Here is a 15,156-nt window from a genome sequence, read left to right as displayed (position 1 = left end):
TTACATTTTATGCAACATATCCATATGGTTATCAACATAGATATCTACACACTTATCCATAAAGTTATCCACATATTTATGCACTTATGAGTTTTTAACGATTACAATTGAACCTGTCCCACTCTCGCTAATTCCGCACGCATTTCATCAATCACAGCTTTATAATCCGGCTTGCCAAAAATAGCTGAACCCGCCACAAACATATCGGCACCCGCTTCGGCAATTTCACGAATATTGCTTGGCGTAACACCGCCATCAACTTCCAGACGAATATCACGACCTGAAGCATCGATCAGTTTGCGTGCCTGACGCAATTTATCCAAAGTCATTGGAATAAATTTCTGTCCACCAAAGCCCGGGTTCACACTCATGAGCAGAATTTGATCGACTTTATCCAGTACATAATCCAGATAATGCAGTGGCGTTGCTGGGTTAAATACTAGACCCGCTTTGGCGCCACCTGATTTGATCAACTGTAAAGAACGGTCAATATGATCAGACGCTTCCGGATGGAAAGTAATGATATCAGCACCCGCTTCAAGGAAATCTCCGATCATGCGATCTACCGGCTTAACCATCAAATGCACATCAATTGGCGCCTTAATCCCATAATTTTTCAAGGCCTTGCAAACACCCGCACCAAAAGTCAGGTTCGGCACATAATGGTTATCCATGACATCAAAATGGACAACGTCTGCACCTGCTTCCAACACGTTCTCGACTTCTTCACCTAAACGGGCAAAGTCAGCAGATAAAATAGAAGGGGCAATTAAATAAGGCTTGGACATGGGAGAACCTGACTTGTTGAAATTGGATTTTTTCCATTATATCAAATCCGCTCCGGCTACTGTGATTCGATGTTGCAAGATTAAAACGCTGTGTAACGCTTTGAGGCTTATGCCGACATCACCGCTTGGTTTAAAGTTTAGAATAATGATGAATAGTGTAGAAAACTGATGAAAAGTATTGCCCATATCCAGACGCAACAAGCAGCACGAATTGCCAAACGCCTGGCCAATCACTGGAAACATAAATTTAATATTGATGAAACCGAACAAAATTTCCTGATTCATTTTCCAAATGCTGAAGTGAGTCTGACACCCGAGACAGATCATCTTACCGTAACGATTCAGAGCAATGCTAATTCCACTGACCTGAATAAACTTGAAAATGTGGTTCTGGATCATTTGATCCGTATGGGACAGGAACATCTGACTGCCGACTGGCAAAGATAGAGACTAAAATGCCTTGATGATCAAGGCATAGCAATGATCAGAAGCTAAAAATGATGATTCGCCTGTTCATTAAAAGCATGAATACGCTCAATTCTTTTATCTAGTTCGGGGTGAGATTCCAGATATTTTTTAAACTTCCCGATCAGGCGAATCCATTTCAGTTCTGTTTCTGTCAGGTGCCGGTCTTTTCCATCGATATTGAGAGTGAAATTTTTCATTTTTAAGGTTTGCGATTCCTCTGCCAGTATTCTGGCATTTTCCACTCGCTGCAAAAAGTTAGACAAGTGAATACTAGAAATCTGCTGTTGATGTAAATGCTGCATGGCGTAGTCATCGGCATCCAGTTCAATCGCCTGCGAATATCCGGCATCGGTCAGTACCACTACAGATGCTGTGACCACATCACTTAAATCTCCAGTTACTAAGGCAAACAGTCCCGCCGCACCCAGATTAGAAATCACTTTTTGCATGCTGTGCTTCTGTACCAGATGGCCTTGTTCATGGGCCAGTACTGCAAGGACTTCTTCATCGGTGCCGCTGATTTTCACCAGTTCATCAGTCACAATAATGGTGTTATTCGGGATGGCTGCGGCATTCATACCCATGCTTGATCCACCTTGACGGAAAATAATTTTTGCAGGTTTTCCTACAGCAATCTTTTGTTCATACAAAGTTTTTAATCGCGTCTGTTGTTCTGCCGGGAGTGTACTTGGCTGGGTCTGGGCAATTAACTGCTGCTCTGTCCGGTTGCCTACTTCAACCAGAGTCTGCTCCGGAAGGAGTTTTGCCAGCTGTTTGGCGCTATAAGGAATCCCCCATTTTAAAATAATAATCACTGCACTAATCACGATGATCAGGGAAAAGAAAATCAGGATCGGTGAACGTTCAAACTCCCAGATCGCATGATAAATATCTTTATGTTTAATTCTGAGCCAATGCGGCACTTTGCTTAAAAACTCAATCCGACGTTCTTCAGGTAACTCAATAATCGGTTTACGACCACCGACACCCCCAATATAAGCCATGTCCGGATAAGCAAAATAAAAATCTGCAGCGCTAACTTGTGCTGGAATATCCTCATCAAGTTTCAGGGCAATCCCTTGTTGCTGATCCGGTACAATCCAGGCACGACGGGCTTCAGCGAGAATTCCATCATAAAACTTAACTTCGACAGGTCGTTTCATCACATTTACTCCTATAGCGACGCATCGAAATCAAATGCGTCCAGGATTTCATCGGCCAAGGCACTTGGGTCAGGTTGCAAGATATGCTTCAGGTCAGTTTCATCGTCTACTACATAGAGTTCTAAGTGTTTTAACTGATATTCATATAAACGGATGACAGCCCAAGGTGTCATTAAGCCCAGACTAAGAACACGTATCATCCAGTTGCTCAGCACAATCCAGCTATAACGCCATGTCGTGACCCGTGTTTTAAAGTAACTTTGACCAAGCTCCACATGATTCCAGGTAATGATGTATAAACGTGCAGAAATAATCGGCCAGACCAGCGCCAGACAAAGCAGATAGCTAAGCAGTAAACCCAGACTAAACAAATTGGTTCCAATCCGGTCCACCCAGTACACTACTGCTGCAAGCCAGCCAATACCAACCAGCAGGCAAAGACCAAAGGGCAGATAAACGGCAGACATAAATTTGGACCAGTTAATATTCAGCTTGAATTGCAGCTAACCAATCGATAAATGATTAAAGCAATAGCGTTTATAGAGCCAGATCATCACCGGACTAAACAGCAGCAAAGTAAAGATATTGATCAGGATGGCCAGAAATAAGACCCTATAAGCCTCACGGTTGCTGCCATTAAAATAAAAACGCACATTGCCATATTTGCTATTTCGGGCCTTGAATTTCAGGGTCATCCGAATGAGCCAAGGCAAACACAGGGCAGCGACCATTAATAAAGAACTGGTGGCAAGGATTGAATAGTTGGTCAGTACAACGGTAACCAGATACAGCTCCAGTGCAAACAGACGACCTAACAGGATCCGGCTCGGCATGGCCACAAAGTCGAAGCGATGGTTTAAAAATTGGGTATTGCCGTAGAAGTAGCGCATACGGCGTGCTTTGGCCCAAGGGCTGTACAAGGTCAATGTCACTATGGTCAGCATCAGATTCACCATCCAGATACCAAAATATTCGGATGCACTGCCATGAAACCTGAATCCATAACGCTGATATTTCGGTCTGACCGAAGGCGTGGCTTCAGTCGAAAAACTTGAAGCAGCTGGAAATAAGGGCTCAGCAACACGAATACCGTCTGCTGTCTGCTGCATGACGACCCCAATTTTTTATACTTTTATACAGCTGATATTAAAAGACCCCCCCCAGAATGTAAAAACATTTTGGAGGTTTTTAATCTTTTTGGCTTTACTACATATGTGCAGTCTTGCTTTAAGGATTTAACTGCACGGCATGGAATTGCAAATGATCATCTACGAAACTTTGAATAAAGTAATAACCATGATCATAGCCCTGATGTTCACGCAAAGTTAGCGGCTGGTTCACGGCATCACAAGCTTGCTGGAACAAGGCTGGATTAAGCTGACTATAGAACTGGTCTGAAAAACCCTGATCAATCAGGATATCGCTAAATAATGTGCCCTTTTCCTGAACCAAAGCGGTCGCATCATGTTTCAGCCATTCCTCTTTCTCAGTACCCAGATAATTCGAGAATGCTTTGTCTCCCCAAGGACACTGGCTCGGTGCACAAATCGGTGCAAAGGCTGAAACAGACTTGAATTTTTCTGGATATTTAAATGCCAGGGTCAATGCACCATGACCGCCCATAGAGTGGCCGAAGATGCCGATCTTACCGGGATGGATTACGAACTCCTCAGTAACCAGTGCATAGAGTTCATCGACTATAAAGCTTTCCATCTGGTAATGTTCAGCCCATGGTCCTTGTGTTGCATTAACATAGAAACCTGCGCCCTGACCGATATCCCAGTTGTCACCTTCTGCCACACCTTCACCACGTGGCGAAGTATCCGGTGTAATCAAAATCAAGCCAAGTTGCGCCGCCAGACGCTGTGCATGCGCCTTGATGGCAAAGGTTTCTTCGGTACAGGTCAAACCTGCCAGATAGAATAATGCCGGACAGCTGTGGCCCTCTAAGGCTTGAGGCGGCAGGAAAATGCCAAACTTGGTCGGTGTTTTAAGATAGCGTGAATCAAAACGATAAATCCGCTGTTCACCTTCAAAGCTTCTATTGTTTTGTATAAGTTCCATAGCTATTCCTTATTATTAAAACCGGTCTGTGGATGACATTGATCTAGGGAGATGATGTCGCCGTAGTGGTCTGTGGAAATAAACGTTGCTCCAGTTGCGGCAACATCAATTCCATATTCTTACCAATCACCCATTGCGGTTCTGATGGCTCAAAACCTTGAGCTGATTCCCATTTTGCTACGGTATCTGTGGCCTGTGCGAAAGCGCTTTGCAAGCTGCTATTTTCACGCATGGCTTCATCAAAGAACGCACGACCAAAATAGGTATAATCCGCTTCATTCGAACAGCCAAAAGACTGCCGATCAGCTGCCGAAGCCGTAATCACCAAGGTATTGTCATTCTGTAAAGCAGAAGCAAAACTGCCTGAAAAACAGGCCGAGATTACGATCACGCGCCAACGTATGCCTGATGCATCTAGTGTTTCACGCAACCATTTTGGATCAACCTGCGCCAGATCCAGTGGGGCATTTTCCATTTCAAATACATTCGGCAAACCGTGAGAGGTCATATATAAAAATAATACGTCACTTTCACGGTTCATCTGCTGCCCCATACGGCGCAATGTCAGCTCCATACTGGTTTTGGAAGCAATCGGCATAGTGGTACGTGTCGCTGGGTGATTGACCAAGGCAATCGATCGGCCAAAAGTACCAAAACGGGTATCAAACTGCTCTTTAATCCGCTCAACTTCAGAATGGAATACATCCTGATAGCTCGCTCCGGCTACCCCCATGAAATACCAGTGTGACTGTGCAAATTCACCATACTCGATATTTTCCAGCGCTTTATTCAGCAAAGTTGGCTGGGCATAGAAAGCATCTTCGGCAAAACTCGGTGGAATTTCTTCGACTTTCCAGATCGGCTGATCTTTGACTGAAATCTGCCAAACTACTAGCGTAAACAAAGTCGCCAGCATAATCAGCGCACGTTCCCACCACGGCCATTTTAATTCACGTGAAATCACCCAGACCACTGCCAGACTTTGCCAGACAAACAGCATGACAAAGAGCGTTGGAATATAGTCGTAGAGGATGTAAGGCAGATAATCCAGATCACCCAGATACTGGATCAGACACTGGAACAGCATGATATGGGTATCTAACACCAGCCATAACAAGGCCGGCACTAACATCAAGCGTGGATTATTGACCCGCTGTGACAGAAAAATACCGACAATCAGGGCAATGAAAGGCCAAAGCGCATAACTGATCAGACCTTGAGAGTTAAAATCTCCCATACGGCCTGAACTGAGCCAGCTAAACAAACTGTTGGCGCAGCCACCCAAGATCCCCCAGAACACCAATTGCATGATGGATGGACGGACCAGTTGTAAAGAACGCCTCGACCCCAGAAATAACCACATCCCGGCAATTTGGTTGCTCTTAAAATCGTGCCAAAAATTAATGGAGGGTTTAAAGTCGATCATAGGATTTCAAGGAGATGAGTGGCTCGCTAATGTGCTGAATAAGTTTATGCTTGATAAGTATTTAATCAATGCTAATTTTAAATATATAACAAATCTTTGCTTAATAAAGAAGCCATTATCTTATTCAGCTACAAGTTCATGCTGAAAATACGCATCAAAGCGACAAGCATCGCCTTGCCATTGATGATTTGGCTCTTTTCCGGCCAGAAATACCGCGAGACGCGGACGTTTGACCACGACACGCTTGCCAATTTTCTGCGCCAGTTCCAGTAAGTTGTCGCCCAGATCCATTTCACCATCTTCAGGCAATAACATATGTAACAGCTGCATCTGTTTTTTGACCTGCGCCTGCTTTTTGGCTGCCTGCTGGTTTTGATCACGCTGTGGGAACATTGGATCAAGATAAACCACATCGACAATTTGATGCTGCTGGGCCTGTTGCTGCAGATAATCGGCTGAATCAGAAAAAACCAAATGAATCCGTGATACGACCTGACTCAGGAATGTGTCCGACTGGGCACGTGTATGGCTATCTTCAAGCAAGGTGAATAGAATCGGATGCCGTTCAACCAGGGTGACTTTCGCACCTAAATGCGCCATCAACAGACTGTCATGTCCCAGACCCGCAGTCGCATCGACCAAATTTGGTTTTTCATTTAAATTACAGGCGCGTGCAATCATTTCCGATTTCAAAGATGCGCGTTTTAACCGTCCGGTCTCCGCCTGCCAGTCCGGTTGCATCTTCATGCCGTTGGCACATAACCAGAGTCCGTCAGCATCGACACAGAGGGCCAGTTCAGGATTTAAACGGAAAAAACGTGCATTGAGTTTTTCAACAGTTTCAATCTCAACCTGCACCCCACGAGAAGAAAGCACAGCCTCGAAGTGCTGTGCTTTCTCTTGATCGTCAGATTCGGCATATAAGCGAATCGCGCTTACCATAATTTCCAACCTGTATAGGCAAATAATAAAATCAGCAGACCCGAAGCAATACGATACCAGGCAAAGATCATAAAATCGCGTTTGGCCACATAAGCGACAAGCGCACGGATTAATATCAATGCCGAGATAAAGGAAACCAGAAGCCCAACCCCGATCACGGTCCAGTCTTCAGTGGTATTTAAGACATCATAGCTTTGATAAAGGTCTAGCAGACCAGCGCCAATGATCACCGGAATACCCAGAAAAAATGAGAATTCAGTAGCGGCCTTACGTGACACCCCCAGGAACATCGCACCGATAATGGTTGCACCTGAACGGGAAGTTCCCGGTATCAAGGATAAAACCTGAATCAGGCCAATCCAGATCGCATCTCTAATGCTGAGTTCTTCAACTTCATGGACACGGACTTGTGGTGGATTCTTTTCAATCCAGATAATGATCAAACCACCGACGATCAAACCAATGGCAATGGCAATATCATTAAACAGTAATTGTTTGACGGTTTGTCCCAAAGTCAGACCAATCAATATAATCGGAATAGAAGCCAGAATCAGGCCAATGCCTAAACGGCGACCTTGCGGTTCACCGCTGACAATCCCGGTCGCTGCACCCCAAAGACGTGCCCAATATTCATAAATAACGGCAGCAATTGCCCCCATCTGGATCGCGATGACGAATACATCGCTCTTTTCCTTGGTCCAGAAATTCATTAATTCTGATGCCAAAATCAAATGGCCGGTACTGGAAATAGGCAAAAACTCAGTAATGCCTTCGATAATACCCATGATGGCCGCTTTGAGTAGCAGTAAAAGATCCATGCTTTATCCTAATTAATTATGCTTTGCCTTGTTCTGGAATTTTTTTCCACGCGTTATCGCGTAAATATACGGGTAATGCCAATTCTGCACTGACCCAGTTTTCTGCTTGTGCCGCTGCACGTGCAATGCTGGCGATATCCTGTGCGGTGGCATGCACATCTTTATAAATTGAAGTTTCACTTTGTACCAGTTCAGCACCTGAACCTACCGGGGTAAAGCGCACAGCTTGGCTACCTGCTGCATAACTTAATAGTTGCTCATCATCGACCGGTTGCATAATTCCTTGTGCATCCAGTTGATAGCTCGCGATATAAACTTCGCTCATGCGCGCATCCAATACCGCAGACACTTCAGTCAGACCATGCAAACGATAGGCAGCTTGTGCCAAAGCCTGCAAAGTCGACACCGGAATTACCGGCACATCATTTGACCAAGCCAAGGCCTGAGTCACGGCAGCATTAATACGCACACCGCTAAAAGAACCTGGACCACGACTAAAGGCAATCGCGGTCAAATCAGCAATAGCCAGTCCAAGATCTTGCAAACCTTGTTCAATCATCGGGAGAATCGTTTGCGTTTGTGCCTTGGCGCGCGCATCAAGCTGAAAAAATAGTTCTTGAGTATCATTGATTACAGAAACGGAACACTGCTCATTGGCAGTCTCCAATGCCAGCACTTTCATGCACAACCTTAATTCAGAGAATATAAAAAACGCGGATATGATACTCCACTCATATCCGCTACGCGAGATTTTCCCGAAACAGATACAAAAATGCCTAGAAAATCTAGGCTTATGATTCACTCAATAAGAGAGTGCCTTAGAGTTGCACTTCTTCCAAATCCTGAAATTTCTGAAAATGCTCGGCATAATGCATGGCGCTCATTTTTAATTTTTGAATACTGTCTTCATCCAGCGTTTTTACCACTTTACCGGGTGAGCCCATCACCACAGAATTATCTGGAATTACCTTGCCTTCCGGAATCAAGGCATTGGCACCAATAATACAATTCTTGCCAATCACGGCATTGTTTAGAATAACTGCCTGAATCCCGATCAGGCTATTATCGCCAATGGTACAGCCATGCAGCATGGCCTGATGCCCAATTGTCACATAATTGCCAATATTCATCTCGATACCGGCATCCGTATGCAGTACTGCATTCTCCTGCACATTACTAAAGTTACCCAATTTAATTTTACTGTTATCTGCGCGCACTACGGCACCGAACCAGACACTGACTTGTCGTCCAAGCTCAACTTGTCCAATCACCGTTGCCGTCGGTGCTACCCAGCCATCCCATGGCTGATGTATAGCGGTGGGTATATGTCCCTGAAATTTATACAACATTGATAAAATCCTGTTCAATGATTAAAAAAAATTGGAGCGTTTAAAGGTTGGAGAATTAAGCAAGAATGGCCAGTCTTTTTTATAATCCAGCCCATATTGAAATAAAGAAATCAGCATACGTGCGGTCAAGCCCCAAACCACTTCATTTTCTACCCGCATACTCGGAAAATATAAAGATTGCTGGGCAAAACGGACTTCATAGGGTGTGGGCGTCACTTCAAGCAAATGCTGCAATGAAGCAAAGAAAATCCGGTCAATTTCTGTTGGTTGTGGAATCAGTTGCACTTGCGGAGGAATCAATCCCACAATCGGCTTGACCAGCATACCATTTCGGGCTTTTTGCATGGGCAAATCACCCATTAAATGCACATCAAAGGGGTTCAATGCCGTTTCTTCATAGGCCTCTCTTAAAGCCACCACAATATTACTGGTATCTTGCGGATCACGCTTCCCTCCGGGAAATGAGACTTCTCCAGCATGATTATTCAAATAAGCTGAACGGCGCGTCAGCAATACTTTGGGGTCAGCTTCATCTGTAATTGCAATCAACACGGCAGCATGCGCAGATCGGATACGCTTGGAAAAACGTAAGCGTTGCTGCAACCTTTGTGTCAATTCACATGCATCCATTCTCTCAGCCCTGACGATGATCATAATTTCATCATAGCTGATTTTAGTCTGGGCGGGAGAGAAATGATGCCAAATTTTGGTTTTTCAGTTATCCTGAGCATACTTTTATCATTGATGATGAATATGAACTTCTGTGTGAATTGTGGACATAAAACCACTGCTAAAATTCCTTTGGGCGATCAGCAAATTCGCAGCGTATGTGATTCATGCGGCTCTATTCATTACATTAATCCGAAAGTGATTTGTGGCACTTTGGTCTTATTCGAAAACAAAGTACTGCTCTGCCGCCGTGCCATTGAACCACGCTATGGCTTATGGACTTTACCTGCCGGCTATATGGAACTGTTTGAAACCATGGAGCAAGGGGCTGCACGGGAAACCCGCGAAGAAGCCGAAGCTGAAGTAGACATTGAACAGCTGTACTGTATGTATAACATTCCACGTATTGGTCAGATTTATGTACTATTTAAAGCCAATCTGATTGATGGAAAATTTGGTGCGGGTGAAGAGACCATCGAAACACGTTTATTTGATGAAGCAGATATTCCCTGGACTGAACTTGCCTTCCCGAGTGTAGAACATACCCTCAGACATTATTTTGAAGACCGTAAAAATAATATTTTTCCAATGCATCTGGAAACCTTAGGCACACGTCTAGACCACACGGGTTAAATCTAATATGCATAAAAAAATCCCATACTAAGATAGGATTTTTTTATTTTTAAGAAATATTATTTGGCTTTGACTTGGTAGCAATCCGCAAGCTTAAACTCAACCGAACCACCGTTTAATTTTGCCAGGTTTATATCTGCCGGTGTTTCACCCTCATTGTTACTATTATAAACTTTTTGAAAACTGGCATAGGTATTGGCCCATTGTACTCCATCACCTGCCGAATTCAGGAAAGTTACACGCCCATTCTGGCCGACATTAGTATCCAACACATTAGATAAATTGAGCAGCGCACCACCGATCACAATCGAATCCCTAGAATCCGGTGAAGACTGGATGCGTGAATCTACCCCTACCAATGCACCATTGATATTACCAAACTTTTCATTGGCCAAAATCAGGCGCATGGAAACCGCTTTATCAGCGACAAATGCACGTCCCAAAGTCCCGAGGCGGTATTGTTGTATGTCTTGATGATCTAAGAGCGTATCTGCCAACACATCGCCTTGACAGCCATTCACCGGATCAGTCGCGAAATTATTAGAGGATTGCATATTGGTGCGTACATCACCATTACTGTCAATTACAATTCCTAAAGTAATTGGGCTGACAGTGGTATCTGTAAATTTAAATTCCAGATTGGCATACATTGGGAAAATGTATTTCTCCCCATCTGCGACGTTCTGCGCTGTTTTAAAGACCTGACGATCCAGATAACTAATCGGGAAAATCTTGTAGAGATCAATGCTTCCCGTATAGTTTTCACCATCGGCCTGCAAACGCCACAATCCCAAGTTAGCTTGATCGGAAGTATCCAGCGATTTTTTATCAGTCACCACCTTATAGAAAGCTTCTTTACCCGCAATCACATAATCATTCAATAATCTGCCTTGATATAACTCAAGCTGAGTCGCATTATTTGCGACATTCAGGCGATAAGGCGTGTTAATGGTTTTACTGGTTGGATGAATCCATGAACTTTGTGGATCAGCGGTCATTTGTACCGGTTTCACCTTACGGATGAGTTCAGCATTAACTCCCCCTAAGGAGGATAAATTTTCTTTCGCCACTTTTGACTGAGTATCACGCCATTGCAGGCCACTGCCAAAGGTGTAGCCCTGGCGATCGGTAATCAGCATAAAATGGCCAAATAAATATTTAGTATTCTTATTCTTAATATCACAAGGGCTTTGATTACAACCCACCAGTCCATCTGAACCCGTCAGGTTACTTCCAATCACGCCGGATGTTGAAAATAATGAAAATTCTGGCTGATACACAGCTGCGTTGGCAATCGTCACCAGTTTTTTGACTGTAGCAAAAGCGACCTCATCAGAAATTTGACTAATATCAATAAAATCTTTAATTTTGGTCGCCAAATCGGCATCAGTCAGGCTGATATTTCCGCTGATTTTAGCCAGGTTTTTGCGCATGTCTTCAGTAATATATAAAGGTTGCACATCAGATGGATTAACAATACTTCCCTTTTGTAGTGCCAAAGCTTGCAGAATTTTAACCAGACGCATGGCCACCTGAACGGTAGGATCAGTAGGCTCCAAGTTACTTACCCGGCGTCCGCTAATCCCACTCGCAATATCAATCACACTTAAACGTGGCAGCTGGGTCTGGGCACTAAAACTGGCATAATCACTGAGTTTTATTTGACCTAAATTAATCTTATTCGAACCAAAACTTTGAATAGAAAACTCAATATTATCGGTCTTTTGGCAGGTTCCAGAAGCTACCCCATTTTTACTGTCAAATAAGGTAATAAACGTATTTTCTGTATCGCCACTACAGTTGAAATTTAAACCATCAAGCGGATATTCCAGCCCCCATTCCACACAGTTAGTTTCACCGGGGGTACAAGCACCATTTTCCGTAGCTTCATCACCTGGTTCTTTTATAACATTGGCACTTTCCCCACCACATCCGCTCAGTGCCATTAAAAGTGTACTTATAGCAAATGGAAATAATATTTTATTTTTCATATTCTTATACTCGAATAGTCCTTATCGAATGGCGACTAATTTTAGTTGTCCATGATTTGTCAGCATCTTGTCTTCAACATCTATCGCGGAGGCCAAAGGCGTCAATAATACATATTCAGTTTGTGCAGGAATCTGGAGAACCCCTTCGATACGCTCATGTTGAATAATATTCGCCTGTCCTTCCTGATTTTTAAAACCGCCCGCTCCTTCAAGCACACAGCCACGACTGTCTAAAAATACAACAAAAGGCCAATAATACGTTGGATTTTTCTGGCTAGAGGCATAAGAGTTGATCTGAATATTCTGGATATCGGATTGAAGCTTGACCACTTCAAAATCAAATTCGTCTGCTTTAAGAGGCGCACGAGGCCACAGGTTAACTGCTTTTTTAAGGCTGATTTCTTTCGCTTTTTTAATTTTCTTATCAGTAAAACACTGCATGCCCAAGCTATCGATAGTCTCCGACTGTGAAATACGATAATAACTTTGAGCCAGTACCACAGGACCGGAATCTACTTCTGGAGTTTGAAACAAGGATTTTAATACGGATTGTCCCACCCCTTTTTCACGTTCAATTGTCTGGATCCGGGTAGTTCCGATATTTTTATCTACTACTCCTTCGGGCATGCTATAGAAACGTTTTTTGCCTTCCAAATTAAATTCTTTATTTTCCAGATACTCACTATCTACATATTCAATGCCTTCAACCTGGCTAAATCCCGTTTTTTGTATGGTAGCAACAGAAGATCCAGTTTCAGCATCAGAAATTTGAGGAGCTTTAGATTCAGGTATTAATTGTGGTGTAGACTCAATCTGTGCTTGTGCAATATGCGGTTGTACTGGTTGTACTGGTTGTACTGGTTGTACTGGTTGTACAACCATATTATGGCCATGCTTAGGTTTAACTTGTCCATTTTCTACGACGGGCACTTTTTCTAAGTCTTGCTTTACAGGTGTGGAATGAACTGCTGCAATTCCTGCTGTTTTCGACAATCGAGATTTGTCCTCAGTTTTTTTCTCTGCATTATTACGGGGTACGACTAATGGTCGTCCATCCGGACCAATAATCGTAATAAATTCTTTAGCGCTTGTATAAAAAGACACGGATACCAGACTTAATGCCAGTACCGCTGTCAATCCAACGTTCCCTGTCTTGATCATTTTTCCCTTACCAACGAGTGCGATAATTCAAACCTAAAATTGTAATTTTGGTATCTGTTTTTACGTTTAAACCTGCATATGGGTTCAATAACAGATTATTTACTCCGGTCTGGTTGGCTAAACTACTGGTATTGGCTGGAATTTGATCTTTGCTGCGCAAGAAACCAATCGAGAGATCCAGATCAGTGTCTGCATCGAAACGGTAACCTACACCTAAACCAAAGAGCTGTGCACCATTGATCGGCACCATGGTATTACGCTTATTTTTTGGAATAGCACTGGTACGCGGTTCATAACCTGCCCGAAGCTTCAAGCGGTCTGTAGCGGCATATTCAATACCAATACCAAAGTTCCACGGCGATTCAAATCCCATAGGTAAAGCCAGTGAAGAATCTGTGACATTAGCAGACAAAATTTTGGCAATTTTTAGGGCTGAAATGGTACGGTCAAATTCGAATTTAAATTCGTCCCAGACCTTGTAATCTGTCCAGCCAATATCAAAATTGACTTGCAAATCTGGCATCACTTTATATTTGATACCTGCCTGAAAATGCGCCGGATATTCAAAATCCATCGACACCAGACCTGATTCACTTGATGGTATATAATTTGGAAAGCCAAGAATAGCCGCCAGAATCTGACCGGTTGGCGAGGTCATCAAACCTTTGATCATTTCCTGAGGGGCTTTGGCATTATCAATATGATATTTACCTTTTAAGCGCATTTTCGCAGAACTTTGGTAGACCATACCAAAACTAAAATCTTCGCGCGGTTCCCACAATATTCCCAGGTTATAACTTGGGCTTAAGTTTTGCTCAAGCTCCAGTTGCATTTGACCAAACTTGCCAAATGGATTCATCCCCTCATCCGCATTACAGATCCCGAGCAAAAGAATATCTGTAATAATGTCGGAATTTTCTTTAAACGGCGTACACACAACTTCGTCGATCATACGCAACATTCCGATCAACTCATTCGGGAAACGCAAGTCCGTTTTCATCCCAATGGCTTGATAAGACATCCCGATAGAAGCACCAATCGACAGCTGGTCATTAACCTCATAACCGATGGATGGTGACAGATAGGTAATCCGCTCTAAAGCAACCTGCTGCCCCATAAAGTTTGCCGGGTTACCATCTTCATGACCAAAACCTGCCATGAGAGGAGCATAAACAGCAGTCGCATACGTGGCTTTAGATCCAGGTGGGTTGTATGCGATCCCCATGGTCGGTGCAGTCAAAGGAAGGCCTTCCCCTAAATCCACCATTTTTTTCAAAAAAGGGACATAAAGGCTGACATATTCCACATCACCTTTGACCGACCCTTTAAAATCGGTACACAAATCAGATGAAACTTCAGGACCGTCATTACAGACAATAGGATCATCAGAATAGCCAAATACGTTATATCCGGCGGGTACTGAAAACTCACGCTGGATATCAAAATTAGCCACAATGATTTGCTGTTCGGTTTGCAGCCCATTAATTTTAGTCAGTGCAGCCGGGTTAAAGTGGACCGCATTGACCCCTGGAGGATCTGCAGTGACAGCATTCCCCATGGATAGTGCACGTAAATCAACTGAAAGGTTGGTTCCCAATTGTGCAAAGGTATAACTTGAACAGCCCGCAAGAATAATTCCTATTAATAACGGGCTAAGTCGAATGTTTTTCATACGACACCCCCT

14 protein-coding genes and 1 pseudogene are annotated in these 15,156 nt (G+C 43.6%); 2 read left to right on the top strand and 13 right to left on the bottom strand.

All coding sequences use genetic code 11. The features are described 5' to 3' along the window. Positions 1–101: 101 nt before the first annotated feature. Positions 102–788, bottom strand: coding sequence for a ribulose-phosphate 3-epimerase (gene rpe / locus PV763_RS03655; RefSeq protein ID WP_004279174.1), 687 nt, complete (start codon positions 786–788; stop codon positions 102–104). A 168-nt stretch (positions 789–956) separates the two neighbouring features. On the opposite strand from rpe, the gene PV763_RS03650 reads away from it, so the two are divergent. Further along, positions 957–1,235 carry a DUF2218 domain-containing protein gene (locus PV763_RS03650; RefSeq protein ID WP_420937363.1) on the top strand — a complete coding sequence of 93 codons (279 nt, stop codon included), beginning with the start codon at positions 957–959 and terminating at the stop codon, positions 1,233–1,235. 44 nt (positions 1,236–1,279) lie between these two features. On the opposite strand, the gene PV763_RS03645 is transcribed toward PV763_RS03650, so the two are convergent. From PV763_RS03645 to PV763_RS03605, 9 genes and pseudogenes are all read right to left on the bottom strand, one after another. Next, on the bottom strand, positions 1,280–2,419 hold the full coding sequence (locus PV763_RS03645; protein WP_420937362.1) for a M48 family metallopeptidase: 1,140 nt from the start codon (positions 2,417–2,419) through the stop codon (positions 1,280–1,282). Positions 2,420–2,430: 11 nt separating this feature from the next. Further along, positions 2,431–3,528: pseudogene (locus PV763_RS03640) on the bottom strand (YjgN family protein). A gap of 118 nt (positions 3,529–3,646) precedes the next feature. After that, complete coding sequence (gene fghA, locus PV763_RS03635) at positions 3,647–4,483, bottom strand: S-formylglutathione hydrolase (protein WP_420937361.1); 837 nt, start codon at positions 4,481–4,483, stop codon at positions 3,647–3,649. 43 nt (positions 4,484–4,526) lie between these two features. Then, on the bottom strand, positions 4,527–5,909 hold the full coding sequence (locus PV763_RS03630) for a C13 family peptidase (RefSeq protein WP_114541370.1): 1,383 nt from the start codon (positions 5,907–5,909) through the stop codon (positions 4,527–4,529). 120 nt (positions 5,910–6,029) lie between these two features. Continuing rightward, on the bottom strand, positions 6,030–6,851 hold the full coding sequence (locus tag PV763_RS03625; protein ID WP_396469951.1) for a class I SAM-dependent methyltransferase: 822 nt from the start codon (positions 6,849–6,851) through the stop codon (positions 6,030–6,032). Then, positions 6,845–7,669, bottom strand: a complete 825-nt coding sequence (locus PV763_RS03620; RefSeq protein WP_004279167.1) for an undecaprenyl-diphosphate phosphatase — start codon at positions 7,667–7,669, stop codon at positions 6,845–6,847. The genes PV763_RS03625 and PV763_RS03620 overlap by 7 nt, the downstream gene beginning before the upstream one ends. 16 nt (positions 7,670–7,685) lie before the next feature. After that, positions 7,686–8,351 (bottom strand): tRNA (adenosine(37)-N6)-threonylcarbamoyltransferase complex dimerization subunit type 1 TsaB, encoded by a 666-nt coding sequence (gene tsaB / locus PV763_RS03615; RefSeq protein WP_420937360.1) that lies wholly within the window; start codon positions 8,349–8,351, stop codon positions 7,686–7,688. 136 nt (positions 8,352–8,487) lie between these two features. After that, entirely contained in the window at positions 8,488–9,015 is a 528-nt protein-coding gene (locus tag PV763_RS03610; protein WP_420937395.1) for a gamma carbonic anhydrase family protein, read from the bottom strand. Positions 9,016–9,039: 24 nt separating this feature from the next. Further along, complete coding sequence (locus PV763_RS03605) at positions 9,040–9,648, bottom strand: NUDIX hydrolase (protein WP_420937359.1); 609 nt, start codon at positions 9,646–9,648, stop codon at positions 9,040–9,042. 123 nt (positions 9,649–9,771) lie between these two features. Between PV763_RS03605 and PV763_RS03600 the strand changes: the two genes are divergently transcribed. Next, positions 9,772–10,320, top strand: coding sequence for an NUDIX hydrolase (locus tag PV763_RS03600; RefSeq protein ID WP_171294139.1), 549 nt, complete (start codon positions 9,772–9,774; stop codon positions 10,318–10,320). 59 nt (positions 10,321–10,379) lie between these two features. Here the strand turns inward: PV763_RS03600 and PV763_RS03595 are convergent, their stop codons facing one another. The 3 genes from PV763_RS03595 to PV763_RS03585 are packed head-to-tail and all read right to left on the bottom strand — an operon-like array spanning position 10,380 to position 15,144. Continuing rightward, positions 10,380–12,311 carry a hypothetical protein gene (locus PV763_RS03595; protein WP_420937358.1) on the bottom strand — a complete coding sequence of 644 codons (1,932 nt, stop codon included), beginning with the start codon at positions 12,309–12,311 and terminating at the stop codon, positions 10,380–10,382. 21 nt (positions 12,312–12,332) lie between these two features. Then, positions 12,333–13,472, bottom strand: a complete 1,140-nt coding sequence (gene filE, locus PV763_RS03590; RefSeq protein WP_420937357.1) for a putative pilus assembly protein FilE — start codon at positions 13,470–13,472, stop codon at positions 12,333–12,335. Between the two features lie 7 nt (positions 13,473–13,479). Next, positions 13,480–15,144: an OmpP1/FadL family transporter gene (locus PV763_RS03585; RefSeq protein ID WP_396469948.1), complete on the bottom strand. Its 1,665-nt coding sequence runs from the start codon at positions 15,142–15,144 to the stop codon at positions 13,480–13,482. Between the last annotated feature and the right edge of the window lie 12 nt (positions 15,145–15,156).

The organism is Acinetobacter sp. AS5 (assembly GCF_048957595.1).
GTDB lineage: Bacteria > Pseudomonadota > Gammaproteobacteria > Pseudomonadales > Moraxellaceae > Acinetobacter.
The sequence above is the reverse complement of the archived record's forward strand: the minus strand, read 5'-3'. Positions and strand labels throughout refer to the sequence as shown.